Annotated in this window: 22 protein-coding genes; 3 read left to right on the top strand and 19 right to left on the bottom strand. The window is 73.4% G+C overall.

Going from position 1 to position 25211, the window contains the following annotated elements:
* Positions 1–10 precede the first annotated feature (10 nt).
* Together ACQEVB_RS14880 and ACQEVB_RS14875 are read right to left on the bottom strand one after the other, a co-directional pair.
* Positions 11–973 (bottom strand): sigma-70 family RNA polymerase sigma factor, encoded by a 963-nt coding sequence (locus tag ACQEVB_RS14880; RefSeq protein ID WP_432970681.1) that lies wholly within the window; start codon positions 971–973, stop codon positions 11–13.
* On the bottom strand, positions 970–2376 hold the full coding sequence (locus tag ACQEVB_RS14875; RefSeq protein WP_432970678.1) for an MFS transporter: 1407 nt from the start codon (positions 2374–2376) through the stop codon (positions 970–972). Before ACQEVB_RS14875 ends, ACQEVB_RS14880 begins: the two co-directional genes overlap by 4 nt.
* 112 nt (positions 2377–2488) lie before the next feature.
* Here ACQEVB_RS14875 and ACQEVB_RS14870 point away from each other — a divergent pair, with 112 nt between their 5' ends.
* Positions 2489–3118 (top strand): nuclear transport factor 2 family protein, encoded by a 630-nt coding sequence (locus tag ACQEVB_RS14870; protein ID WP_432970675.1) that lies wholly within the window; start codon positions 2489–2491, stop codon positions 3116–3118.
* A gap of 244 nt (positions 3119–3362) precedes the next feature.
* On the opposite strand, the gene ACQEVB_RS14865 is transcribed toward ACQEVB_RS14870, so the two are convergent.
* The 14 genes from ACQEVB_RS14865 to ACQEVB_RS14800 form a co-directional block, all read right to left on the bottom strand.
* Complete coding sequence (locus ACQEVB_RS14865; protein WP_432970672.1) at positions 3363–3794, bottom strand: S-adenosylmethionine decarboxylase; 432 nt, start codon at positions 3792–3794, stop codon at positions 3363–3365.
* 12 nt (positions 3795–3806) lie between these two features.
* Positions 3807–4982 carry a glycosyltransferase gene (locus tag ACQEVB_RS14860; RefSeq protein WP_432970669.1) on the bottom strand — a complete coding sequence of 392 codons (1176 nt, stop codon included), beginning with the start codon at positions 4980–4982 and terminating at the stop codon, positions 3807–3809.
* Positions 4979–10288 carry a non-ribosomal peptide synthetase/MFS transporter gene (locus ACQEVB_RS14855; RefSeq protein ID WP_432970666.1) on the bottom strand — a complete coding sequence of 1770 codons (5310 nt, stop codon included), beginning with the start codon at positions 10286–10288 and terminating at the stop codon, positions 4979–4981. Before ACQEVB_RS14855 ends, ACQEVB_RS14860 begins: the two co-directional genes overlap by 4 nt.
* Positions 10285–11346: a 2-oxo acid dehydrogenase subunit E2 gene (locus ACQEVB_RS14850; protein ID WP_432970663.1), complete on the bottom strand. Its 1062-nt coding sequence runs from the start codon at positions 11344–11346 to the stop codon at positions 10285–10287. Before ACQEVB_RS14850 ends, ACQEVB_RS14855 begins: the two co-directional genes overlap by 4 nt.
* Positions 11339–12346 (bottom strand): alpha-ketoacid dehydrogenase subunit beta, encoded by a 1008-nt coding sequence (locus ACQEVB_RS14845; protein WP_432970660.1) that lies wholly within the window; start codon positions 12344–12346, stop codon positions 11339–11341. Before ACQEVB_RS14845 ends, ACQEVB_RS14850 begins: the two co-directional genes overlap by 8 nt.
* The gene (locus ACQEVB_RS14840; RefSeq protein ID WP_432970657.1) at positions 12334–13236 is read right to left on the bottom strand and encodes a thiamine pyrophosphate-dependent dehydrogenase E1 component subunit alpha; all 903 of its coding nucleotides are present in this window, start codon (positions 13234–13236) and stop codon (positions 12334–12336) included. Before ACQEVB_RS14840 ends, ACQEVB_RS14845 begins: the two co-directional genes overlap by 13 nt.
* Positions 13233–14474: a glycosyltransferase gene (locus ACQEVB_RS14835; RefSeq protein ID WP_432970654.1), complete on the bottom strand. Its 1242-nt coding sequence runs from the start codon at positions 14472–14474 to the stop codon at positions 13233–13235. Before ACQEVB_RS14835 ends, ACQEVB_RS14840 begins: the two co-directional genes overlap by 4 nt.
* The gene (locus ACQEVB_RS14830) at positions 14471–15697 is read right to left on the bottom strand and encodes a glycosyltransferase (RefSeq protein WP_432970651.1); all 1227 of its coding nucleotides are present in this window, start codon (positions 15695–15697) and stop codon (positions 14471–14473) included. The genes ACQEVB_RS14835 and ACQEVB_RS14830 overlap by 4 nt, the downstream gene beginning before the upstream one ends.
* A gap of 11 nt (positions 15698–15708) precedes the next feature.
* Complete coding sequence (locus ACQEVB_RS14825) at positions 15709–16050, bottom strand: phosphopantetheine-binding protein (RefSeq protein WP_432970648.1); 342 nt, start codon at positions 16048–16050, stop codon at positions 15709–15711.
* Between the two features lie 289 nt (positions 16051–16339).
* A complete protein-coding gene (locus ACQEVB_RS14820) occupies positions 16340–17791 on the bottom strand; it encodes a GH1 family beta-glucosidase (protein ID WP_432970645.1) in 1452 nt (483 codons plus the stop codon).
* Between the two features lie 24 nt (positions 17792–17815).
* Complete coding sequence (locus tag ACQEVB_RS14815; RefSeq protein ID WP_432970642.1) at positions 17816–18697, bottom strand: carbohydrate ABC transporter permease; 882 nt, start codon at positions 18695–18697, stop codon at positions 17816–17818.
* Positions 18694–19659: a carbohydrate ABC transporter permease gene (locus ACQEVB_RS14810; RefSeq protein ID WP_432970639.1), complete on the bottom strand. Its 966-nt coding sequence runs from the start codon at positions 19657–19659 to the stop codon at positions 18694–18696. Before ACQEVB_RS14810 ends, ACQEVB_RS14815 begins: the two co-directional genes overlap by 4 nt.
* A 2-nt stretch (positions 19660–19661) precedes the next feature.
* The gene (locus ACQEVB_RS14805) at positions 19662–20963 is read right to left on the bottom strand and encodes an ABC transporter substrate-binding protein (RefSeq protein WP_432970636.1); all 1302 of its coding nucleotides are present in this window, start codon (positions 20961–20963) and stop codon (positions 19662–19664) included.
* 127 nt (positions 20964–21090) lie between these two features.
* On the bottom strand, positions 21091–22113 hold the full coding sequence (locus ACQEVB_RS14800; protein WP_432970633.1) for a LacI family DNA-binding transcriptional regulator: 1023 nt from the start codon (positions 22111–22113) through the stop codon (positions 21091–21093).
* Positions 22114–22242: 129 nt separating this feature from the next.
* On the opposite strand from ACQEVB_RS14800, the gene ACQEVB_RS14795 reads away from it, so the two are divergent.
* On the top strand, positions 22243–22677 hold the full coding sequence (locus tag ACQEVB_RS14795; protein WP_432970630.1) for a S26 family signal peptidase: 435 nt from the start codon (positions 22243–22245) through the stop codon (positions 22675–22677).
* A 2-nt stretch (positions 22678–22679) separates the two neighbouring features.
* On the opposite strand, the gene ACQEVB_RS14790 is transcribed toward ACQEVB_RS14795, so the two are convergent.
* Complete coding sequence (locus ACQEVB_RS14790) at positions 22680–23213, bottom strand: MauE/DoxX family redox-associated membrane protein (protein ID WP_432970627.1); 534 nt, start codon at positions 23211–23213, stop codon at positions 22680–22682.
* A gap of 33 nt (positions 23214–23246) precedes the next feature.
* Positions 23247–23786, bottom strand: a complete 540-nt coding sequence (locus tag ACQEVB_RS14785) for a hypothetical protein (protein WP_432970624.1) — start codon at positions 23784–23786, stop codon at positions 23247–23249.
* A 340-nt stretch (positions 23787–24126) separates the two neighbouring features.
* Between ACQEVB_RS14785 and ACQEVB_RS14780 the strand changes: the two genes are divergently transcribed.
* Positions 24127–24306, top strand: a complete 180-nt coding sequence (locus ACQEVB_RS14780) for a hypothetical protein (RefSeq protein WP_432970621.1) — start codon at positions 24127–24129, stop codon at positions 24304–24306.
* On the opposite strand, the gene ACQEVB_RS14775 is transcribed toward ACQEVB_RS14780, so the two are convergent.
* Positions 24282–25139: a helix-turn-helix domain-containing protein gene (locus tag ACQEVB_RS14775; RefSeq protein ID WP_432970618.1), complete on the bottom strand. Its 858-nt coding sequence runs from the start codon at positions 25137–25139 to the stop codon at positions 24282–24284. The genes ACQEVB_RS14780 and ACQEVB_RS14775 overlap by 25 nt on opposite strands.
* Between the last annotated feature and the right edge of the window lie 72 nt (positions 25140–25211).

The raw sequence follows: 25211 nt of genomic DNA, 5'->3' as shown, positions 1-25211 counted from the left end.
CGCTGCACCCTCAGGCCGTCTCCAGGACCGGCGGCATGCCGAACGCGGGGAACAGCTGCGGCGAGTGGAACGACATGACGCCCGCGATCCGGTCCCCGCGCAGCGTCAGCGCCTGCAGCGCGTACCCGCGGGACACACCGTCGGCGCCGACGGTGTACATGGCGAACCCCGGTCCACCGTTCGCCTGCACGGGCAGCAACCGGCGCGTCCCCGACCTGCCGATCTTCGCCTTGAGCAGGCGCAGCACCGCGTCACGGCCGGCCATCCAGGTCGCGATCGGTGGCATCTCCCACGTGACGTCCGCGGTGAACAGCTCCTCGAGCGCGGCGAGGTCCGCTCGCTCGAACGCCTCGGCGTACCGGTCGAGCAAGGCGCGGCGCTCCGGTTCCGCCGGCTCGCCGACGTCCTCGGCGCGCGGGTGGATCCGCGCCAGCTCGGCCCGCGCCCGCTGCAGCGCCGAGTTCACCGCGGCGACCGAGGTGTCCAGCGCCGCGGCGACCTCGGCGGCCGGCCACGCCAGCACGTCGCGCAGCAGCAGGACGGCGCGCTGGCGCGGCGGCAGGTACTGCACGGCCGCAACCAGCGCCAGCCGCAACGTCTCCCGCTGCGCCACCGTCGCGCCCGGGTCGGCCGGCTCGGAGATGAACATCAGGTCGGGGAACGGTTCCAGCCACGGGATGTCGGCCGGCCCGTCGATGTCCTCGACGTCGCCCGGCGCCCCCACCGCCGACGGGACGAGCCGGCGGCTCGTGTGCCGCACCAGGTTCAGGCACTGGCGGGTCGCGATGCGGAACAGCCAGGTGCGCACCGCCGACCGGTGCTCGAACCCGTCGTACGCGCGCCAGGCCCGCAGGTAGGTCTCCTGCACGACGTCCTCGGCGTCGTGCAGGGAGCCGAGCATCCGGTAGCAGTGCGCGACGAGCTGGCCGCGGTACTGCTCGGCGGCCTCCAGGAACTCGTCCGGTCCCGTCACCGGGCACCTGCCGTCGCCGGCACGGCGCTCGCCGGCTGCCGGGCCGGCAACCCGAGCCCGACCAGTGCGCCGACGAGGGAGAGGGCGGCCGCGGCAGTGATCGCCGCGGCGAACCCGGGCAGGAACGCTGCCGGCGTCGGGCCGCCCCCGCCGCCGACGAACACCGCGCCGGCCAGTGCGATGCCCACGACGCCACCGAGCTGCCGCGCCATCGCGTAGAGACCGGACGCCACGCCGACGGTTCCGGGCGGCGCGGCCGCGACCGCTGCGCTCTGCGCCGCCGTCATCGCGACGGACACGCCGACACCGGCCAGGACGATCGGCGCCACCAGCGCCCCGTACCCGGACCCTGCGGCGGCGGCGAGCCACACCAGGCCCACGGCCTGCAGCAACAGCCCGCCGGCCACGAGCGGACGCTCCCCCACCCGATCGACGAGCCGTCCGGCCAGCGGTCCCACGACGAACAGCGTCGCAGTCCACGGGAGGACCTGCCACCCCGCGCGCAGCGGATCGGATCCGAGCACGACCTGCACGAACTGCGTCACGAAGAACAGCGTGCCGAGCAGCGCGGCCGTCAACAGGAAGCCGGCGGCGCCGGCCGTGAGGAACGGGCGGACGCGCAGCAGCGCCGCCGGCACCATCGGCTCCGCGGTCCGCCGCTCGTGCACCACCAGCGCGGCACCGAGCACGATCGCGGCGGCGAAGGCCCCCAGCACCTCAGGGGCAGCCCACCCGATCTCGGGCCCGCGGATCACACCCCACACGACACCGAGCAGCGTCGCCGCGGTGAGCACCGCGCCGGGCAGGTCGAGCCGGCGGGCGGCGCCGCGGCTCTCGGGCAGGCGCGCCATAGCCAGCGGCACCAGCGCCACGCCGATCGGCACGTTGATCCAGAAGATCCACTGCCACGACAGGCCGTGCGTCACCGCCCCGCCGATCACCGGTCCGGCCAGCACCGCCACCCCCGTCAGCCCGGTGAAGACCCCGGTGGCCCACCCGCGGCGCGCGCCCGGGAAGGCGGCACCGATCATGCCGATCGCGAGCGGCAGCACGGCCGCCGCGCCGATGCCCTGCACGGCCCGTCCCGCGATCAGCCAGCCGGCGGTCGGGGCGAACGCGCACGCGATGGAGGCGAGCGTGAACAGGGCGAACCCGGCGGTGAACACCCGGCGTCGGCCCCAGCGGTCGCCCATCGCCGCCGCGGTGACCATCAGGACCGCGAACGGCAGGTTGTAGGCGTTGACCGTCCATTCCAGCTCGGCCAGCGTCGCGCCCAGCCGTTCCTGCACCGTCGTCAGCGCCGTCGCCACCACCAGGGCGTCCAGCGCGACGACGGCAGACCCCAGCGACGCCAGACCCAGCACCCAGCGCTGCGCGGTCGTCGTAGTGCCACGTTCCGTCATCGTCCGACCTCTCTCACGTCCTACGGGTTCGACACCGCCCGCGACCGGAACTCATCGCGATGAGTGGGCGACACGCGCCGTGTCGAACCCGTAGGACCGAAGGAGGAACGCGATGGGCGCGTCAGTGATCCGCTACCGCACGACCGCAGTAGGGGCGCAGGAGAACCGGGAGCTGGTCGAGGAGGTGTTCGCCGAGCTGGCGCACGTCCGCCCGCCCGGGTTGCGCTACCAGTGCGTGCAGCTCGGGACGGACTTCGTGCACGTGCTGGAGGACGACGCGGAACAGCCGACGCTGCCGGCGCTGGCGTCGTTCCAGGATTTCCAGCGGGGGCTCGCGGACCGGCTCGAGATTCCGGTCGAGCGGGTGCCGGCGCACGTCGTGGGTTCCTACGCGAGCAGCGCAGCGGTGGGGACGGCGCTCGCGTTCCTCGACGCGTTCGCCGCCGGGGACACCACCGGGATGGCCGAGCTGCTGGCCACGGACGTGGTGTTCACCAGCCCGCGGCAGTCGCTGTCCGGGCGGGCCGCCGTCGTCGCCGAGATCGCCGGGTTCGCGCAGGTGGTCTCCGCCATCACCGTGCAGGCCGCGTTCGGCGACCACGAGCAGGCGCTCGTGCTCTACGACATGGACGCCGGCCCGCTCGGCACCATCCGCGCCGCCGACCGCATCACCGTGCGCGACGGCCGCATCGTCGCCGACGAGCTGCTGTTCGACACCGCGGTGCTCGCGGCGTCGGGGTGAGGCCGGGCCTCGCCGGCGACGTCCGGTGAGGTGGCGCGGTTGTTGACTGCCGGGACGGCGGTCCGGGACACGCGTGTTGATCATGGGCAAAACGTCGTAATCCGATCTTGTCCAGCGACGTTTTGCCCATGATCAACGACATCCGACCGGCGCCTCCCCCGGACACCCGGCTATGCGGTCGCGCGGGCCACGCTCGCACCGTCCGGCGATGTGGCGCGGTTTGCGGTGACACCTCGGCCGCACCTCACGCGTCGCGCGCAGCACCGCGGTCCCGGCGCCAGTGCTCCGCCGCGGCGTGGAGCTGCTGGGGCCAACCGTCGCCGCGCTGGACGAGAGCGCGTTCCTCCACCGTGAAGTCGCCGAGGAACTCGGTGAGGGTCGCGAGCACGGTCGACTCGTCGAACGGCTTGCACGAGAACAGGTTGAAGAACGCCTGGCCCAGCTCCGGGTAGGTGTGCAGGGCGGCGTGCGACTCGGCCAGGATCAGCACGGCCGACTTGCCGCTCTGCAACGGCCCTCCCTGCTCGGTGCCGACGAGCGGGCCGGCGAGGATGCGCATCCCCACCCGCTCGACGAGCTGGACCATCAAGGCGGCGATCGTCGCGTCGTCGTCCAGCGCGTGCACCCGCGAGACGTCGACGATGCGCAGCGACAGCTCGTCGCCGTAGTGGTGCACGGGTCCTCCCGGTCAGCGGTGGGCCGGGGTCGGCGTGAGCGAGCGGGCGAGCTCGACGATCCGCCGCGCCCCCGGTGGCGACGGATCGGTGGCCGGGTCGGTGCGGGTGTCGGCGGCCGACCGGACGAGCGTCCGCAGCCGGTCCGGTGCCCAGTCCGCGGCCGCGCAGTCGAGGGCGAGGCCCTGCCGGGCGAGCATGTCGGCGAAGTACCCCCGCTCCGGGTCGGCGCCGGCGAAGACCAGCGCGGGCACGCCATGGGCGACCGCGGCGGCGAGGGTGTTGCGGCCGCCGTGGCAGACCAGGACGTCGGCGTCGGCCAGCAGCCGCCCCAGCGGCGCCAGCGGCACGGTCCGGACGTTGCCGGCGGGGGACGTCCACGACGTTCCGGGCCCAGGTCGGCCGGTGGTGATCAGGGCGTCGATCTCGGTGCCCTCGAACGCGTCGAGCATGCTGCGCAGGTAGTGGTCGCCGTCGAACGGGGGCCCGCTCGTGTAGGCGAGCACGCCCAGCCGGCCCGGGCGCGGCCACGACCCCGCCGGCAGGTCGACGTCCATCTCCAGCCGGCGGCAGTGCAGCCGGCCGACGTACTCGCCGCGGGCGTGCAGCGCCACGATCGGGTCCATGACCTCCGGCAGCGGGAAGACCAGCGCGGTGCTCCGGTCGAACAGCAGCTCCGACAGCGAGCCGGGCGCATCGTGGCCCAGCACCGGGGCGAACGCGTCGACGGCCGTGGTGGCCGGCGGTTGGTGGCCCGCCGCGCCAGCACCGAAGAGGCGATGGTCGGGCCAGGTCACCGGGGAGACGACGGGGATCCCGAGCCGGTTCGCCGCGACCACGGAGGTCAGGTCGTAGTCGTGGAAGACGACGTCGACGCCGTGCGCCGCGAACGCGTCGGTCTGCGCGCGGACCAGCTCCTCGACGAAGTCCGCGTCGGTGTACGCCGACTCGGACAGGAGGTCGTCGAGGCGCAGCACCGCGCTCCCGTCGGGGTAGTCCGCGGTGGCGCGCCCCGGCAGGTCCACCCACTCGACGCCCAGCCGCCGCAACATCGGCCGGAAGTGCGGGCTCGCGAACACGACGGGCGTGTCGCCCGCCGCGACCGCAGCCTCCTGGACGGACAGCACCGTGGCGAGCGAGCCGATGCCGTACGACCAGACGCCCGGGACGAGCCCGATGCGCAGGCTCACACCGGCACCCGGGTGCGCCGGCCCGCCAGGTGCTCCAGGCCGACGACGTCGTCCGGAGCGGCGTCGGGCGTGTCGCGGTCGAACCGGGCGAGCGGGCGGAAGCGGAGCGCCGCGACCGTCCAGACCGCGATCGCGAGACCGCACAGCAGGTAGAGCAGCCCGATGCCGCGGGCCGGGGTGGTGCCCAGCAACGGTCCGAGCGCCGGGGCCAGCGGCGCGACCACGATGAACCCCAACGGCTGGGTGGACATCGCGATGGCCTGGTTGACCGCCAGTACGCGGGCGTGGAAGCGGTGCGGGACCTTGGTGTGGATCACCGTCATCCAGATGCCGTCGACGACCGCCATCATCAGGCACATGCCGAACACGCCGACCGCGATCACCGGCAGCGACGGGCGCAGGCCGGTCACCGCGCAGAACGCGGCGAAGCACAGCGTGGACACCAGCATCCCGGTCATCCGGCGCCGGCGCGGCCCGCCCCACAGCGCCATCGCCGCGCCACCGACCGTCGCGCCGATCCCGGCGATCATGGCGACCCAGCCCGCGTCGGCGAGGTCCCCCACGGACAGGGCCAGCGGCGAGATCAGCACGAACACGGCACCGAGCAGGACGTTCAGCACGAAGAAGTAGCCGACCATCGCGCGCAGGCCCGGCCGCACCCACAGGTAGGAGAAGCCGTGCCGGATCTCGGTGAGCAGGTCCTCGCGCGGCCGCCACGGCAGCGTCGACGGGAAGCGGACGAGCAGCAGCACGGCGGTCGCGGCGACGTACGACAGCACGTCCAGGAGCAGGAGCAGCTGCAGCCCGAACGCGGCCATCAGGGCGACCGCGAACACCGGCACCATGAACCGGGCGATGCCCATCGTGAACTGCACGACGCCGTTGGCGTGGCCCATGTACCGCTTCGGGATGAGCTGCGGCACCGCCGACCCATAGGCGAGCCGTTGCGCGGTGAGCGCCACCGACAGGGCGGCCAGCAGCAGGTACAGGCTGGTCGAGCCGAGATCGCCGGTGACGACGAGCTGGGTCAGCAGCACCGCCTGGATCGTGCCGGCGGCGATCCCGCTCGCGAGCAGCGCCTTGCGCCGGTCGCCGCGGTCCACGAGCGCCCCGATCAGCGGCGCCGCCACCAGCCCGGGCAGCAACGCGACCAGCGCGAACAGCGTGAACCGCGTGATCGAGCCGGTCTGCAGGTAGACCCACAGCGGGACCGCGTACTCGGTGAGCGCGGTGCCGATCATCGACACCATCTGCCCGGCGGCCACGGTGAGGAACCGGCCCATGCTCGGCGCGACTGCCGCACCCCCGGACCGTGGGGGCTCGCCGACGGCGGCCTCCACCCACCAGGTGTCGTCGGGTTGCCGCTCCGGCGGATCGAGGTGGACGGTCGTGACGATCCCGGCGAGCTCCTCCGCCCGGTACCGGAGGAAGTAGTGCCCTGCCTCGTCCAGCACGACCAGGCCGGTCGCGGACGTCAGGAAGTTCCACTCCCGGTAGCGCTCGCGGTAGAACTCGGTGCCGGGGTCCTTCTCCCCCACCACGCAGATGATCGGCGCGGTCAGCGGCTCCGCATGCTCGGCGAGCAGCCGCGTGAAGTACTCCTCCGCCAGCTCGGCGTCCCGGCGCATCGTCCGCACCAGGAACCGGCGCTGCTCGCCGTCGCCGACGTCGGCGCCGATGGACTGCAACCAGTTGGCGTACACCGCGTCGCTGCGCAGCCGCTCGATCCGCAGCGCGCGGTAGAGCGGGCCCAGCACCTTCCCGTCCGGTCGGGCGAAGGGGAACACCCCGCCCAGGTAGACCGCCTCCACCGGACGGCCTGCCGCCTGGAGGGTGCGGGCGATCTCCAGCGTGAGCGCGGCGCCCGGGCCGCAGTGCCCGTACAGGACGAGCGGGCCGGTCACCGACTCCAGGATCTCCGCGACGCACCGCTGCGCCACCGTCTCGATCGGCTGCGTCTCCTCCTCGACGGCCAGCTCGTGCCCCGGCACGGCGACGGCGAGCAGCGCGTTCCCGGCGGGCAATGCGTCGGCGAGCGGCTGGAACACCACCGCGCTGGCCCCGCCGTACGGGACGCACACGTAGGTGCGGGTCGGCGGCACCCCGCCGCGGCGGGTCAGCTCGTGCAGCAGCGGGCGCTCGCCGGTCTCCTCGGCGGCGGCGAGCCGGGCCAGCGCCCGCACCGTCGGCTCGCGGAACAGCTCCACGACGGTGACGGGCCGCGGCAGCTCCTTCCGCAGCCGGGCGACGACCTGGGTGGCCAGCAGCGAGTGCCCGCCCAGGTCGAAGAAGTCGTCGAGCGCGCCGACCCGGTCCACCTTCAGCACCGCGGCCCAGACCTGCGCGATCGTCTCCTCCAGGGGCCCGTCCGGTGCGACGAAGTCCGTGGAACGCTCCTCCGCCGGCTCGGGCAGCCGGGCCCGGTCGACCTTGCCGTGCGCCTGCAGCGGCAGCCGCGGCAGCCACACGAACCGGCCGGGCACCATGTAGTCGGGCAGCCGCTCGGCCAGCTCCGCGCGCAACTCGGACGCCGGCGTGCCGAGGGTCCCTTCCAGGTAGGCGACCAGCCGGTCCTCGCGCACGACGACGACCGCGCGGGACACGCCCGCGCACCCGGCGAGCGCCGCCTCGATCTCGCCCAGCTCGACCCGGTAGCCGCGGATCTTGACCTGGTGGTCGCGGCGCCCGAGGAACTCGATGGCGCCGTCCGGCAGGTGCCGGCCGAGGTCGCCCGTCCGGTACACGCGATCCTCGCCGACGAGCGGCGCGGCGACGAACCGCTCGGCGGTCAGCTCCGGCCGGCCCAGGTAGCCGCGGGCCAGCCGGTCCCCGCCGATGCAGATCTCCCCGACCGTGCCGGGCGGCACCGGCCGCAGCCCCTCGTCCAGCAGGTGGATGCGCGCGCCGGGCAGCGGGCGGCCGATCGGGCTGGTCGCGCCGGCCTCGCCGTCGTCGGTCACCCGCCAGGTGGTGACGCCGACGGTCGCCTCCGTGGGTCCGTAGTGGTTGTGCACCGCGCAGGTCCCGAGCCGCGCGAGCTCGCGCGCCCAGGCCGTCGTCGACGCCTCACCGCCCAGGATCAACGCCCGCCGGGGCAGCAGCGCCGCCGCGCCCACGTCGTCGGCGAGCGCCGCCAGGTGCGACGGGGTGAGCTTGAGGTAGTCCAGGCCGGGCCCGGCCACGACGTCGGCGAGCTCGGCGCCCGACGCGCGGCGCGGGATCATGCGGACCGTGCCGCCGGCGGCCAGCGCCAGGTAGAACGTCGTGATGCCGAAGTCGAAGCTCAGCGACTGCATGAGCCCGAACGTCGCGCCCGGCACGATCTCGAACCGCTGCCGGACGCCTTCGAGGTAGTTGAGCACCTGCCGGTGCTGCACCGCGACGCCCTTCGGCGTGCCGGTGGAGCCGGAGGTGTAGACGACGTAGGCGAGGTCCGCGCCCGTCGTGGTCTCCGGCAGGGCCGTGGCGGGCTCGGCGCGCCACGGGTCGGTGTCGAGGCAGACGATGCGGCCCGGGTACCCCGCGAACCTGGGCCGCATCGTCGACGTCGTGACGAGGGTGGGCGCGCCGGAGTCGGCGAGCAGCCACTCCAGCCGCCGGTCCGGCGCCTCCGGGTCGAGCGGCAGGTACGGCGCGCCCGCCTTGAGCACCCCGAACAGCGCGATCGCCGTCTGCGCGGACTGCTCCAGGCAGATCCCGACGGGCCGGTCCGGCACCACGGAACGGCGCAGGTGGTGGGCCAGGCGCGTCGAGTCGGTGGCCAGGTCGCCGTAAGTGAGGGTGGTGTCCCCGAAGACGACGGCGGCCGCGGCCGGGTCGTGCCCGTCGATCACGCGGTGCAGCAGCGGCCACGGCGGTGCGACGGTGCCCGTGGCGTTCCAGTCCGCCAGCCGCTGCCGGTCGGCGGCGGTGAGCAGGTCGTGGTCGGCCAGTGGTGCGTCGGGCGCCGCCGCGATCGCCTCCAGCAGGACGCGGAACAGCGCCCCGACCTGCTCGACGACCGGTGCGGCGAACCGGTCGCGGCGGTAGCGGAAGCACAGCTGGTAGCCCGTCGGTAGCTCCCGCACGATCAGGGCCAGGTCGAACGCGGCCTCGTCGAGGGGCCGGTCCCACCACTCGACGGCGAGCTCCGCCGACCAGTCCTGCCGCTCGGTGTGCGCCTGCTGCCAGACCACGGCGCTCTGGAACAACGCAGCCACCCGGTCGCCGCGTCCGGTGTCGAGCGCCGAGGTCAGCTCGTCGAACGGCACCTCGTTGGCCAGCGCCACGGCCAGCGCGGACCGGACGCGCGCGGCGGCGTCCCGGAAGGGCAGGACCGGGTCCAGCTCGGTGCGCAGCGGCAGCAGGTTGATGAAGCAGCCGATCAGCGGTTCCAGCTCGGTGCGTCCGCGCCCGCCGGTCACGGTGCCGACCGTGACCGTGCGGTCGCCGGTGAGCCGCGCCAGCAGTGCCTGGTAGGCGGTCAGGAACGCCGCGTACGGCGTGGTGCGCGGGCCCCCGGCCCGCTGGACGGCCACGGCCAGCTCAGCCGGGATCTCGAGGACCACCTCACCGCTGCCGGCGGCTCCGGGCGCGGGGCTGCCGGGGTGCAGCGCCGTCGGCGGCTCGGCCAGCAGCTCCCGCCAGTGGGTCAGGCGCGTCCCGAGCACGTCCGCGCTGAACCGCGACCGTGACCACGCGGCGTAGTCGGCGTACTGGATCGAGAGTTCCGGCAGGTCGGTGACCGTGCCGGCGACGGCCGCGCGGTAGGTCGCGGCCAGCTCGGCGACCGCGTTGTCGACCGACCAGCCGTCGGCGGTCGCGTGGTGCCACACCAGCATGAGCCGGTGCTCCTCGTCGGCGAGCCGGTAGAGGTGCGCCCGGAACAGCGGCGCGCGGGCCCGGTCGAACCGCTCCCCCGCAGCGCGGCGGGCCAGCGTCTCGGCCCGTGCCTCGCCGTCGTCCGCGCCGGACAGGTCGACGACGGTCAGCGGCGGGTCGATCTCGGGCAGGACCTGCTGCCACGGTTCGCCCTCGACGTCCACCAGCACGGTCCGCAGCACCTCGTGCCGCGACACCAGTGCGGTGACCGCCGTCCGCAGCGCGTCCAGGTCGAGCGGACCGTGGAACGCCAGTCCGGCCGTCACGTTGACGGCGGCGTCCGGGTCGACCTGCTCGGCCAGCCACATCCGCCGCTGCTCGAACGAACACGGCAGCGGGCCGCCGTCGCGGGGGACGCGGACGATGCCGGTCCTGCGGGCCCGCAGCCGGGCCAGTGCCGCGAGCCGTTCGGGCGACAGGTCGCGCAGGTTGCTGGTCGTGGTCATGCGGGAACCTCCGCTTGCAGCGCGTCGCGCAGCGCGGCCAGGAACCGCAGCGCGTCCCGGCCGGTGACGAGTCGGTGGTCGTAGGCCAGCCCCAACGTCACGACCGTGCGCGTGACGACGGACCCGTCGCCGGCCAGCGCCAGCTCCGGCCGCGGCGCGCACAGCGACACCGCGCACGCGTGGCCGGGGAAGACGATCGGCACGGCGACGACGGCGGCCGCGTCGGTGTTGAGGGCCAGCAGGATGGTCGAGTCGGCGAGGTCGTCGCTGGTGAACGTGCCGCGCATCGCGGTCATGCGCAGCCGCATCGCCGCCGCGGAGATCTCCGCGAGGGACAGCCGGTCCGCGTTGCGCACGACCGGGGTGTACAGCCCGGAGCCGAGGTCCATGGTGATCGCGACGTGCGCGTCGCGCGGCCGGACCTGCTGCCCGTCGAGCTCGGCGAACATCTCGGGGAACTCGGCGTGCGCGCGGCCGATCGCCTGCACGAGCAGCTCGGGCAGGCCCACCAGGGTCCGCAGCTCCTTGGTCAGCTGCTTCGCGCGTTCCAGCGCCGGCCCCACCTCGACGGTGATCGCCGTGTAGGCGGCGGGGATCGTCTGCCAGGACCGGGTCACGGTCGCGGCCATGCCGCGCTGCACCGGGGTCAGCGGCGTGGCCAGCGGTCCGGCGTCCAGCAGGCCCTCGACGTCCGAGCGGCGGACCAGTGCGATCCCCAGCGCCCGGACCTGCTCGTCGGTGATGCCGTGCTCGTCCATCAGCTCCCGGGCGGGCGCGGTGATCGTCGGGCCCTCCTCGGTGGTGACGGGAGCGCTCACCGGTTCGGGGTCGCCGCCGATCCGGCCGATGACCTGGCCCGGCATGCACGTGGCACCGGCCGGCAGGAACCGGCGCAGCACCCCGCCGTCCTCGCACAGCACCTCTTCGAGCGCCTTCGAGGTCTCGACCAGCACCACCGGCTCGCCGGGCGCGACCTCGGCGCCGTCCTCCGCCAGCCACCCGGCGATGACGTACTCGCTGTCGTTGTTGTTGAGCTTGGGGATGGTGATGTCAGCCAACGAACGTCTCCCGGAGGGCGTGGCGGAGGTCGGTGTCCTGGACGAGGACGGCGTGTTCCAGGTGCGCGGCGGAGGGCACCACGCTGTCGGCGGCGTGCACGAGCGTCACCGGGCGACGCAGCTGCCCCCACATCCGCTGGTGGAGCTGGTGGGCGACCTCGGCTCCCCAGGTGCCGCCGGCGCTGCCGTCCTCGGCGACGACCACCGCGCCGACATCGCCGAGCAGCGCGCGGACGGCGTCGCCGTCGAACGGGTACAGCCGCCGCGGCACCAGCAACAGGCAGGAGATCTCCTCCTCCAGCAGCAGCGAGCGCATCGCCGCGAGCGCCCGGTGGACCAGGCCGCCGGGCACGATCAGCGCGACGTCGGCGCCCGCCGGATCGCCCACGTGCACGCGGGTGACCTCGCCGACCCGCTCGTAGCGGAAGAGGCCGTCGACCGTGCCGCCGGTGAACACCTGCCGGGTGTAGAGGATCTTGTCCTCGAACAGGACGCACGGCTCGCCGCGACCGAGCATGGTGGCGAACAGGTCGTGGTGGTCGTCGAACGGCGACACCTCGTACAGCGCCAGGCCGGGCACCCCGACGAGGTGCTTCTGCAGGCTCTGGCTGTGCGTCGGCCCGTAGCCGCGGCCGCCGCCGGTCGGGCAGCGCACCACCAGCGGCATGGGGACGGGCCGCCCGTACATCGACACCGACTTGGCTGCGAAGTTCACGATCTGGTCGAACGCGAGCGTCACGAAGTCGGAGAACATGATCTCGACGATCGCCCGGTCGCCCGCCAGCGCGAGGCCCGCGGCCACCCCGACGATCCCGCCCTCGCTGAGCGGGGTGGTCAGCACCTGTCCGGGGAACCGGGTCGACAGTCCCCTGGTGACCTTGAACGCGCCGCCGTACGGATCCAGGACGTCCTCGCCCAGCAGGTACAGGGACGGGTCGTCGGCCAGCGCGCTGTGCAGCGCGGCGTTGACGCTCTCGGCCACCCGCATCAGGCCCGCCATTCCGAGAGCGGGCGGGCCAGGACGTCGGCGGCGATGTCGTCGACCAACCGCCGGGCCCGCTCGTCCAGCTCCGGGCGGGCCGCGGCCAGCGGCGCGTACCAGTCGTGCCTGGCCGCCCGGCGCTTCTCCTCCGCCGGCCGGGTGTCGTCACCCTTGCTGTGCGGGCCGATCCGGTGGACGGCGACCTCCAGCACGTGCGGCCCGGCCCCGGCCCGGACGGCCGCGACGAGCGGGGCGACCTCCGCGCGCAGGCCGGCCACGTCGGCGGTGGCGGTGGCGTGGTGGACGGCCCCGAACGCGGCGGCCCGCCCGGCGATCGTCCCGGCCAGCTCCAGTGCCGTCGGGGTGGACTGGGCGATCCCGTTGTTCTCGACCACGACCAGCAGCGGCAGCCGCCACAGGCACGCCATGTTGAGGGCCTCGTAGACCGCACCCTCGCCCCACGTGCCGTCGCCGATGAACGCGACGGCCAGCGCACCGGGCTCGGACCTGGCCAGATGCAGCGCGGTGCCCACGGCGACGGGGAGGCTCTGCCCCTGCACCCCGGTCGACAGGTACCGGCCGTTCAGCAGGTGCTGGCTGCCGCCGACGCCCGCGCAGACCGCGCCCGCCCGGCCGGTGATCTCGGCGAGCAGCCCCGCCGGGTCCCGGCGCAGCGCGAGGTAGTGGCCGTGCCCGCGATGGTTGCTGAACACGAAGTCCGCTTCGGTCAGCAGCGGGGCCAACGCCACCGGGACGTGTTCCTGACCCAGGCAGGTGTGCGTCGTCCCGTTGAGCAGACCGCGGTCGAACAGCTCGAGCAGCTTGAGCTCGAAGTGCCGGATCACCAGCAGCAGGCCGGCGTCGTCGGTCAGGAGATCCTCGCGCACGGCGTGCGGCAGGACTGTCATGGCAGTCGCTCCTTCGTGAGCAGGTGGGCGAGCGCGGCCAGCCGGCGCGGGTCGGTGGGCAGGCGCGACACGGGCGGCGGTTCCTGCGGGGCGACGGGCTCCAGGCCGGCCAGGTAGCTCTCCAGCCGGCCCGGGTCGAGCGAGTCCACGAACGCCGCCGCGGCGACGCGGGAGCGTTCGGCCAGCTCGGTGTGGCGGGCGGGATCGGTGAGCAGCGCCGTCAACGCCTGCAGCCACGGGCCGGGGTCCTGCTCGGGGATCACCGGCTCGGGCCGGCCGCCGACGGCGGAGTACCGCTCGATCCGACGCACCGGCAGCAGGTGCGGCACGCCCAGCTTGGCCTCGCGCAGCCCCTCGGTGTCGGCCGCCAGCACGGGGATGCCGCGCAGCATCGGCTCGACGGCCGTGTAGCCGAACGTCTCGTCCCACAGCGACGGCACCACGACGACCTCGGCGCGCGCCCAGATCTCGTCCATGTCGTCCGTGGGCGGAGCCAGCTCGATGTTGGGCCGCCGGGCCAGCTCGACCAGCTCGGCAGCGGTCGTCCCCCACGTCGGCACCGCCAGGAACGGCGTGTCGGGCAGCGCGTCGGCCAGCGCGAGGAAGATCGGCAGGCCCTTGTACCCGCACGGGTTGATCATCGTGACGTGCTCGCCGTGGTGGCGCGGGTGCGGGCCGGGCCCGTACACGTGCGGGCGGATCACCGTCGCGTCGATGCCGCCCCACGCGCGCAGGTACTCCTGCGCCGTTCGGCTCACCGCCACCACCCCGGCCGAGCGGGCCACCAGCCGCGTCCCCTGCTCGCTGGGGTAGAACGCCCGCGGCCCGAACGGCAGCTGCTGGAGGGTGTGCGCCAGGTACACGACCCGGCCCGGCGTCGCCCGGTGGGCGACGCCCAGCATGAGCAGGCCCGGATCGTCGGACGGGACGAGCGTCCAGTCCGGCGCGAACTCCTCGGCAACCCGGCGGGCCAGCCCCGCGAGCCCGGACGGTTCCAGTGCGAGGTGCGCCAGCACCCCGCCGGTCCGCACCACAACCTCGTGCCGCGACACCGACTCGGGCATCAGATCGCGGCACAGCTCGTCGACGGTGGTGCGACCCAGCTCGCCCGTCAGCGGCGCGACGACCCGGCACTCGTGACCGCGGGCGGCGAGCTCCTCCAGCATGATCCGGTTGGACTTGGTGGCTCCGCCGTGCGTGCGGTGCCAGAACATGTTCTGCGCGAGCAGGATCCTCACCGGCGCGCCTCCAACAGCCGCAGCAGTGCCGTGCGCCGGCCGGGGGCGGCCGGTCCGGACGGTTCGGGCAGCGGCGTGGGCACCGCGAGCGGCGCGTGCAGCAACTCCTCCATCGCCGTCGCGGCGCCCGCGAGACCGTCGCCGGGGTCGGGTGCGGCGCCGGGCGAGGCGTCGGCCAGCAGCGCGGCCACGGCGTCCGGTTCCCACGCCTCGACCGGCAGCCAGCGCGCCAGCCTCAGCGCGGCGAGGCGTTCGGCATTGTCCGGGCGGTCGACGCCGTGGGCGAGGATCACCTGCGGGGTGCCGGCGGCGAGCGCGCGGGCCAGCGTGCCGACACCGCCGTGGTGGAGCAGCACGCCGACCTGCGGCAGCACCGCGTGGAACGGCAGCGCGGGCACCCAGCGCATCCGCTCCGGGAGCGGGTGCGGCACGAGGTCGCGGTGCCGGACCACCAGCAGGGCCGGCCGGTCCATCTCGCGGCACGCCTGCACGGCCACCTCGTAGAAGCGCGGGTGCATCATCCGGCCGGTGCCACCGCTCACCAGCGCCGGACGCTCGGCGAGCAGCTCGACAACGGCCGGGTCGAGCGGGCGCGGCTGGTCGTCGGCGAGCGGGAAGCCGGTCAGCCGGACGCGGGCCGGCGACCGGGCGCCGGCGTCGTCGAACCACCGCGGCCAGAGGCCCACCTCGAGCCGCGGCGCCGCCTCGTGCGCGGCCCAGTCGCGGCCCAGGCCGGCCGACTCCGCCACCTCGGCGAGCCCGGCCCGCAGTGTGGTCGCGTAGAGCAGGCGGGCGCCGGCCTCCCCCATCACCTGCACCGGCGACACCGCCACCCACGCGGCGGGCGCTCCCAGCCGCGCGGCCGCCATCAGCACCGAGACGGCCGACGTGTGCCGCCCGATCAGCACCGTCTCTCCGGGAACGTGCCGCTCGCACAGCGCCCGGAACTCCGCGAGCGTCTGGCCGAACAGGTCGTTGCGCCGGTAGAACTCCAGCCACCGGCCCGGCGCCCGACCGGCCAGCAGGCCCGTGGTGTCGGCGAGCTGCCGCTCGTACTCCTCCTCGGTGTCGATGGCGACGAAGTCCAGCCCGGCCCGGCCGACCACGTCCGCGTACGGGGCGTGGGTCAGCACGGTCACGGAGTGGCCGCGTCGGGCCAGCGACCGGCCCAGTCCGACGAACGGCAGCACGTCCCCGTCCGTGCCGTGGCTGACCAGCAGCATGGTCGCCATCGTCAGGCGTTCCCCCGCTCGCCGAGCAGGGCTTGCACCTGCTCCTCGCTCAGGCCGTCCAGCTCGGCCATGAGGGCGGCCAGCTCGTCGTCCCCGACGCTCGTCAGGAGCGCCTCGTCGATGGCGCGGGCGGCCAGCGCCACCGTGAGGTCCTCGGAGAAGAGCATCTCGACCGGCAGCTCGACGCCGAAGGTGTCCTGCACGCGCGCGATGAACTGCAGCAGGGTCAGCGACTGGCCGCCCAGCTCGAAGAAGTCCGCGTCGGTGCCGGCGGGCGCGTTGCCCAGCAGGTCGGTCCACATCCCGATCACGGTGCGTTCGGTGGGGGTCGGCGCGGTGTCCATGGCACCTCCGTGAGAGCGCTCTCAACACCGAGCGCGACGGTCCGGGCCGACGATTCATCAGGATGGGTCACCGCGGCCCGGCCAGGCGGTGACCCCCATCACGTTAAGTGGGGCCGGCCGTTCGCGCAAACAAATACCGGAGTTTTCTAAAACGTCACAGGAGGCACGTGCCCCGTCACGTCGAGTAGTTCATCCTGGACACGCGACAAACCCGCCGATCATGTTCGACCAGCGGGTATGCCGCGGAGAAAGCGCAGATAATTGCCGGCGAAAATTGTTCGTCGGCAGTTCACACGCCTTCTCGATCAACCTCCCCGGACCGGGCGACGCCGGCGTAGAAACGGGCGCTGGCCTTCGGCGTGCGGGCCTGGGTGGCGTAGTCGACGGCGACGATGCCGAAGCGCTTCGAGTAGCCGTAGGACCATTCGAAGTTGTCCAGCAGTGACCACACGTAGTAGCCCGTCACGCGCGCACCGGCGGTGAGGGCGTCGTGCACCGCGGCGATGTGGCCCCGCAGGTAGGCGATGCGGTCGTGGTCGACGATCTGCCCGTCGGCGTTCGGTTCGTCGGGGTAGGCGGCGCCGTTCTCGGTCACCATCAGCTCGATGCCGGGCCGCTCGTTGCTGACGCGCAGGAGCAGCTCGGTGAGCCCGCGCGGGTCGACCGTCCACCCCATGGCGGTGCGGTGCGCGCCGCGCTGGACGGGGAACTCGACGTCGTCGCACGCCACCCACGGCCGCGCCCCGGTGTCGTCGTGGCCGTCGGCGTTCTCGCGGGGACGCTCGCGCGTCCAGTGCCGCACGTGCGTGGGGTTGTAGTAGTTGACGCCGATGGCGTCGATCGGGGCGGAGATCACCTCGAGGTCGCCCGGCAGCACGAACGACCAGTCCGACACCGAAGCCGTGTCGGCGATGACGTCCTCGGGGTAGCGGCCGTGCAGGACCGGGTCGAGGAAGACCCGGTTCTGCAGCCCGTCGACGCGGCGGGCGGCGTCGGCATCGAGGTCGGAGTCGGTCTCCGGGCGGACCCACGCGAGGTTGTACGTGACGCTGACGTGCGCGTGCGGAGCGGCCTCGCGGATCGCCGCGACCGCGCGCCCGTGGCCGAGGTTGAGGTGGTGCACGGCGGCCAGCGCTGCGGCGTGGTCGGTGCGGCCGGGCGCGTGCGCCCCGCTGCCGTAGCCGAGGTAGGACGAGCAGTACGGCTCGTTGAGCGTGGTGAAGCGGGTGACGCGGTCGCCGAGCGCGGCCGCGACGACGGCGGCGTACTCGCCGAACCGGTCGGCCGTCGCCCGGTTCGGCCAGCCGCCCGCGTCCTCCAGCGCCTGCGGCAGGTCCCAGTGGTAGAGCGTGACGGTCGGCGCGATGCCGGCCGCGAGCAGCTCGTCGACCAGCGCGGAGTAGAAGGCCAAGCCGGCCTCGTTGACCGGGCCCAGCTCCGCGGCGGTCACCTGCGGGGTGATCCGCGACCACGACACCGAGAACCGGTACGCCGTCAGGCCGAGGTCGGCCATCAGCGCGACGTCCTCGCGGAAGCGGTGGTAGTGGTCGGTCGCGACGTCGCCGGTGTCGCCGCCCAGCACCCGGCCGGGGGTATGGGCGAACGTGTCCCAGATCGACGGGGTGCGGCCGTCCTCGGCCACCGCCCCCTCGATCTGGTAGGCGGCCGTGCCGGCGCCCCAGAGGAAGCCGTCGGGGAACCGCAGGGTCTCGGAGAGCTCTGCGGGCTGGATCGCGGTCATGGTGCCTTTCGGGTGAGGGACGGATCAGGCCTTGACGGCGCCGGCGATGATCCCGCCGACGATCTGGCGGCCCAGCAGCGCGAAGACGACGAGGACGGGCAGCGTGCCGACGAGGGTGCCGGCCATGATCACGCCGGTGTCGGGCACGTAGCCGGTGCCGAGGTTGCCCAGCGCGACCTGCACGGTCGGGTTGGAGGAGTCGAGGGTGATGACGGGCCAGAAGAAGTCGTTCCACGCCGTCATGAAGGTCAGCATGCCGAGCACGGCCATGCCCGGCCGCGCGATGGGCAGCACGATGCTCCAGTAGGTGCGCAGCGTGGTGGCGCCGTCGACCTTGGCGGCGTCGAGCAGCTCGTCGGGCAGCGACTGGACGAGGTACTGGCGCATGAAGAACACCCCGAACGCCGCGACCAGCGACGGCAGGATCACCGACGCCAGCGACCCGGCGAGGCCGAGGTCCACCATCAGGCTGTACAGCGGCACGACGCCCAGGCTCGGCGGGATCATCATCGTGCCCACGGCCAGCCCGAACAGCTGGGCGCGGCCGCGGAAGCGCAGCTTCGCGAACGCGAACCCGGCCAGCGTGCACAGCAGCACCGTGCTGATCGTGATGGTGCCGGAGACGATGAACGAGTTGGTCAGCGCCAGGCCCAGGTCCTGCTGGGCCAGCGCCTTGCCGATGTTGGTGAACAGCAGCGGACCGGGGGTCAGCGGTGGCGGCTGCTGCGCCATCTCCGCCATCGGCCGGCTCGCCGCGACGATCATGTAGTAGAAGGGCAGCACGAACACCAGCGCCGTCAGCGTCAGCGCGACGTAGGTCCAGCGACCCCCGACGTTCGGGGCGCCCGTGCCCCGGCGGCGTCCGCCGGTGGCCAGCGGCGGGGCGATCTCGGCGACCGCGCTCATGACGTGCGCTCCCGTCGACGGGCGAGCCAGGTGTTGAGCAGCACCAGCACGACGATCAGGGCGAAGGTCACCCACGCGACGGTCGCGGCCCGGCCGAGCTGGCCGAACGTCCATCCCTGCTGGTACATGAACAGGCCGAGCGTCTGGTACTGGCCGAGCGCCCCACCGGTCGGCTGGCCGCCGCCGAAGATCAGCGGCTCGCCGAAGACCTGGCTGGCGCCGATCGTGGAGACGACGATGGTGAACAGGATGGTCGGGCGCAGCCCGGGCAGGGTGACGTGGCGGAACTGCTGCCACTTGTTCGCGCCGTCCAGCGCTGCGGCCTCGTAGAGGTCCTGGGAGATCGACTGCATGCCGGCCAGGTAGATCAGCGCGTTGTAGCCCGTCCAGCGCCAGGTGATGATCACCGAGATGGCGATCTGCGCCGTCCAGTCACCGTTGCGCCAGTCGATCGCGTCGATCCCGACGAACGACAGCAGCCAGTTGATCGCACCGGCGTCGCGGCCGAAGAGCTGCGCGAACACCAGCGTCGCGGCGGCGACCGACGTCGCGTACGGGACGATCATCGCGACCCGGTAGAACGTCCGGCCGCGCAGCTTGTAGTTGAGCAGGTGCGCGAGGCCGAGTGCGAGCAGCAGCTGCGGCACCGTGGAGATGATGCCGATCGTGATGGTCTTCCAGAGGGAGTTCCAGAACTGCGGGTTCGTGAACAGCCAGACGTAGTTGTCGAACGCCACCCACGACATCGAGCCGCCGAGCTTGTACTTGTGCAGGCTCACCCAGGCCGTGTAGATCAGCGGGAAGAGCCCGAACGCCCCGAACACCAGGAAGAACGGCGCGACGTAGACGTAGGGCGCGGAACGGGCCTCGAAGGCGTGGAGCCGCGCGCGCCAGGGCGGCCGCCCCGGAGCACCGGGCTCCGGGACGGCCGCCTTCGGCGTGCGGTCGAGCGACAGCGTCACCGTCAGCCGACCTGCTGGGTGATCGCCTGCACGGCGGCGTTCCAGGCGTCGGCGGGCGGGACGTTGTTCGCCTCCACCGACAGCAGCTTGTCGGACATGATCTTCTTGATCACGCCGTCCTCCGGGCCGAGGATCTGCACCGGAGCCGCCGTCGTCGCTGCCGAGTAGATCTTGCCGATCGGCGCGTTGTTGAAGAACTTGTCGGTGGCGCCGCTGACCTGCGAGATGGCGTCCTTGGTCGACGGGAAGTTGCCGACCGCGTTGAAGATGCGCACCTGCTGCTCGGGGGCCGTGAGCCAGCTGATCAGCTCGGCGGCCTCCTTCTTGTGCGGGCTGGCCGCGGGGATGCCGAGGTAGGAGCCGCCCCAGTTGCCGCCCTTGCCGCCGGGCAGCGACGTCACGTTCCACTTGCCGGAGCCGGCGTCACCGGCCTTGCCCTTGATGTAGCCGATCATCCAGGACGGGCACGCGATCGTGGCGAACGTGCCGGCACCGAAGCCCGCGTCCCAGCCCGGGTCGACGAACTGCTCGAACCGGGCGGTCAGCCCGGCCTGCCCGGCGGCGGCCGCGGTGTCGAACGCCGACTTCACGGCCGGGTTCGACGACGCGATGACCTTGCCGCCCTCGTCGTAGTAGATCTTCTGCTCGGTGGAGACGATCGCGTTGTAGAAGCCGGACGCGGAGTCGACCCACGCCTTGCCGGTGGCCGCCTTGTACTTCTGGCCGAGCGCGGCGTAGTCCTGCCACGTCGACATCTGCGCGGCGAGCGCGGCCGGCTCGGTGGGCAGCCCGGCCGCGCCGAGCAGGTCGCTCCGGTAGCAGATGGCCATCGGGCCGATGTCGGTGCCGAGGCCGAGGACGGCGCCGTCCTTCGTCGTGGCGGCCTTCTCCTTCCAGTCCACGTAGCGGTTGATGGCCGACCCGGCCGGCGTGTCGCGCAGGTCGGTCCACAGCTGCGGCTGGTTCGTGACGACGTCGGAGATGCGGGCGACCTCGATGCCCTGCACGTCGGACGCACCCTTGCCGGACGTCAGGCGGGTCTGCAGCGCCGGCCAGTACTTGTCGTCGCTCTGCGTGGAGTCGTACTTGATCGTGATGCCGGGGTGCGCCTTCTCGTACTCGGCGAACAGGCCGTTCTCCTGGTAGCCGAACGTGCCGAAGAGGCTCACGGTGATCTCGACCGGGCCACTGGCCGCGGACGTCCCGCCGCTGGAACCGCCGCACGCCGAGACGGCCAGTGCGGCGCTCGTGGCGAGCGCGGCGAGCGCCACGGCTCGGCGCCTGCGCGGGGTTGGGATGTGCATCATTGCCTCCGGTACCGGGGATGAGAGAGCGCTCTCACGATCGGGTGACAGGGTGGCTGCGGCCACATGGTCAAGTCAAGAGAGCGCTCTCACCGAATTCGGTCGCAATCCGGTCACGGCCGGCCGATCAGGCGCTGTCGCGCACCACGAGCTCCGCCGGGACCAGCACGGGGTCCAGCACCTCGCCGTCCTCGATCGTGCGCAGCAGGCGCATCGCCAGCGTCGCACCCATGTCCACGACCGGCTGCCGGATCGTCGTCAGCCCGGGCCGGACGCTCTCCGCCAGCGGCGAGTCGTCGAACCCGACGACCGCGACGTCACCACCGACCGTGCGGCCGGCGTCCACGATCGCCTGGAACGCACCCAGCGCCATGAGGTCGCTCGCCGCGAACACGCCGTCGACGTGCGGATGGGTCTCCAGCAGCTGCGCCATCGCCCGCCGCCCGCTCTCCATCGAGAAGTCGCCCTCGACGACGGCGCCGGTCATGCCGCGCCCCGCCAGCTCGTCGAGGAACCCGCACTCGCGGTCGAGCGCCGCCGTCATGTCGCGCGGGCCCGTGATCGTCGCCAGCCGGGTGCGGCCGCGGTCGGCCAGCCGGGCGGCCGCGAGCCGCCCACCGCCGACGTTGTCGGCGGACACGTAGCTCACGCCCGGCACCGGCACCAGCGGGCGACCCATGAGGATCACCGGGATCCCGGCCGCCTGCAGCGCGCGCGGCAGCGGGTGGTCACCGTGCAGCGAGGCCAGTATCGCGCCGTCGAGGTGGCCGGCGCGGGCGAAGCGCTCGAACCGCTCCCGCTCCGCGTCCCGGTGCACGATCGAGAACACCAGCTGCACGTCATGCTCGGCGACGGCGGCGTGCGCACCGCGCAGCGCCAGCGAGAAGTGCGGGTCGTTGAAGAACCGTTCCTCCGGCTCGGCGACGACGAACGCGATCGAGCCGCTGCGCCGCGTCATCAGCGCCCGGGCCGCCCGGTTCGTCACGTACCCGAGCTCCTCCGCCGCGCGGCGCACCGCCTCGCGCGACCGCTCGGTCACCTTCGTCGAGCCCGCGAGCACCCGTCCCGCGGTCGCCCTGGACACCCCGGCGAGCGCCGCCACCGACTCGAGCGTCGGCGCGGACCGCAGCGCCGGTCGCGGATCAGCCATGCGCCGATGATGCCAGCAGGTGACGTGAACCCGACGTCACACATGGTCAGGCCCGTTCACACACGTTCGGACATGTGTGAACGGGCCCAACCATGTGTGACGTCGTTGCGACGCGCGTAGGCTGATCTTGTGCGTGCCCGAGCGGTGTTCGCCTGCGTGGTCACGCTCTCGGTGGCCGTCGGACTGTGGTGGCTGCGGCGGACCTGGGTACTGGTCACCGTCGAGGGTCCGAGCATGGAGCCCACGCTGCACGACGGCGACCGGCTCGCCGTCCGCCGCGGGCGCCGGACGGCGGTCTCCGCCGGCGACGTCGTGGTCATCGAGCGCCCGATGAGCGGGGTGCTGTCGCCGGTCTCGGCGGAGCACCGGTACGTCATCAAGCGGGTGGGTGCCGTCGCCGGCGAACCGGTGCCGCCGGGCATTCCGGTGCCCGATCGGGTCGTGCCGCCGGGCAAGCTCGTGCTGCTCGGCGACAACTCCGCCGCCAGCTTCGACTCCCGCGCGGTCGGCTACTTCGCCACGTCCGACCTGCTCGGCAGCGTCGTGCGCCGCGTCCGCGCCTAGGACTAGGACTCGACGGGCGCGCCGAACAGATCGAGCAGGTCGTCGAACGCGACGAGCACCAGCGCGACGAGCACGCCGCCCACGACCATGATCAGCGCGGCCAGCAGGTCGACGGGGTACCCGGACAGGACGGCGCCGGCGAGCGCGGCCGCGGCGAGCAGGCCGTTCCGGACGAGGTGCGCGGCCCGGTACGGCCGTTCGGTGGTGCCGAAGCACAGGCACGCGGCCTTCGTCCCGCGCCGCAGGACGATCACGATCCCGGTGCTGAACGCGCCGACCAGCACCAGCGCCAGCCCGCATCCGAGCACCGCGGTCGGCGGCACGACGAGCAGCACGGCGGCCAGCGCCTCCAGGACCGGAACGGCCGCCGCGACCGGGCCGACCACGCCCGCGGGCAGCACCGCCATGCCGGCCACCGACCGCCGGAACGCCGCACGCACCGCAGCGGTGCGCAGCTTGCCCGTCGCGGAGATCGCGAACACCACCGCGACCAGCCAGCAGCACCCCACCCCGATGGCTCCGACCAGCTCGGTCACGGCTCCACCCCCGCAGCCGGCGGGGCGCCCGGGTCAGACACCCGACTTCGCCACCGCGGTGACCTCCGCGAGCCGGCCCGACACGGTCACCACCCGGCCGTCGCCGACCATCGCGAACCCCGGGTACGCCCTGACCGCGAACGCGTTCTCGATCTCCGTCCCGTGCCGGTCCACTACCACGGTGGCCTGCGGCGACAGCGCGTCGACGTACTTCTCGGCGCCCTCGGCGGCACCGAGCACCACCGCGAGCACCCGCTCCGGCCCGCCCGGGTGCGCCGCGGCGGCGTCGACGAACAGCGGCAGCTGCTCGACGCAAGCGCTGCATCCGGGCGAGAAGAAGCCGACCAGGGTGCCGGGCGCGAGGTCGACTCCCACCGTGCGGCCGTCGACGGTGGTCGCCGTGAACGGGGCCACCACCGAACCCGCCGCGGCGATCGCATTCGGCAATCCCGCCGGACGCTGCGCCAACAACGCGCTGTGTTCCCGCAACCGACGAATCACGCCGTACGACAGCAGCAGATTCAGCACGGCCAGCACCCCGACGACCACAACGGCCGCAGCCAGGTACGCCATCGTCACCCTCTCCCCCGATTGCACAGCACATCACCGCACGTCAGACGGGGTGTCGCGAGCAATGCCGAATGCGCCGGCATCGTCGAACCGCGCCGATTCAGCGCGCCCCCCACCTGATTCTCCTCGACGCGGAGCAGCCTAGCAGCCGTCCCCTCGCGAGAGACGGAGCGAACGATTCACGGGGAGCGTCCACGATTGCACGGACCGTGATGATTTCGGGGATGTTCGAACCGTTGTCCGCGCAGGTCCGAGACCCGGGGCGCCGGGGTGTCGAAACCGGGCGCCGCCGTTCGTGGAGGAGGTGAGCGCCGAGGCTCACCGACCCGGAAGGACCGGAACCATGACCGACACCGTGATCTGCCCGGAGTGCCACCAGACCGCCACCGTCGTCGGCCGCTTCACCCTCACGACGCCCAGCGGCCCGCCCGTCGAGTACCTGCGGATCCGCTGCAGCGGGCTGCTGACCGTCCTCGTCACCGCGGACGAGGCGCCGGACTACGCGCTGGCCTCGGCCGGCTGAGCCTGCTCACGCAGCGCGTCGAGCGCGCGCTGCGAACGCTCGTCGGCGGCCCGGTAGACGACGACGCGCAGGTCCGGGTCCTGCATCGGGATCAGCCCCTCGAACTCGACCACCACCGGACCCACCGTCGAGTGGTGGATGGCCTTGATCCCGCGGCCGTTCACGCGCACGTCCCGTTCCGCCCAGCGGCGGGCGAAGTCCGGGCTGCGCTCGATGAGCTCGGCCACGAGCTCGGACAGCCCCTCGTCGTCGGGGCGGGCCGCCCACGCCGCCCGCAGGCCGGCCACCCCCTCGGCGACCGTGGTCTCGCGGATGTGCGCGTACTCGGCGGGCATCGGGTTGAGGATGCACAGCCACAGGACGTTGTGCCGCGGGTTCGGCAGCGACACCCCGTCGATCATGAGGCGGGTCATCTCGGGGTTGGCGGCGCGGATGTCGTAGCGGTGGTCGATCACCATCGCCGGTCGCGGCGACAGGTCGGAGATCAGGCGGTGCAGCGCCGGGTCCAGGGCCGCGTCCGGCGCGCCGGCCGGTGCGGGCAACCGCCGGTCGGCCAGGTCGAACACGTACGCGCGCTCGTCGTCGGTCAGCTGCAGCGCCTCCGCCAGCGCGTCCAGGACGGCGGCCGACGGCGTTCCCGCCCGCCCCTGTTCGAGCCGCACCACGTAGTCGACGCTGACCCCCGCCAGCTCGGCGACCTCCTCGCGGCGCAGGCCCGGGGTGCGGCGCCACCCGCGGCGGCGGGGAAGCGCGGACCGGTCGGGGTCGAGCCGCTCGCGCCGCGAGCGGAGGAAGGCCGCCAGCTCGTGCTGGACGGTGTCGGACGCGGTCACCCCTCGATGGTAGGTCGACATCCTGGTACCGGCCTTCCCAGGAACTCTCCTCCCTGAACGCGGCGGCGGAGC

The organism is Pseudonocardia sp. CA-107938 (assembly GCF_050936315.1).
Classification (GTDB): Bacteria; Actinomycetota; Actinomycetes; order Mycobacteriales; family Pseudonocardiaceae; genus Pseudonocardia.
This window is presented reverse-complemented; position numbering and strand designations above follow the sequence as displayed.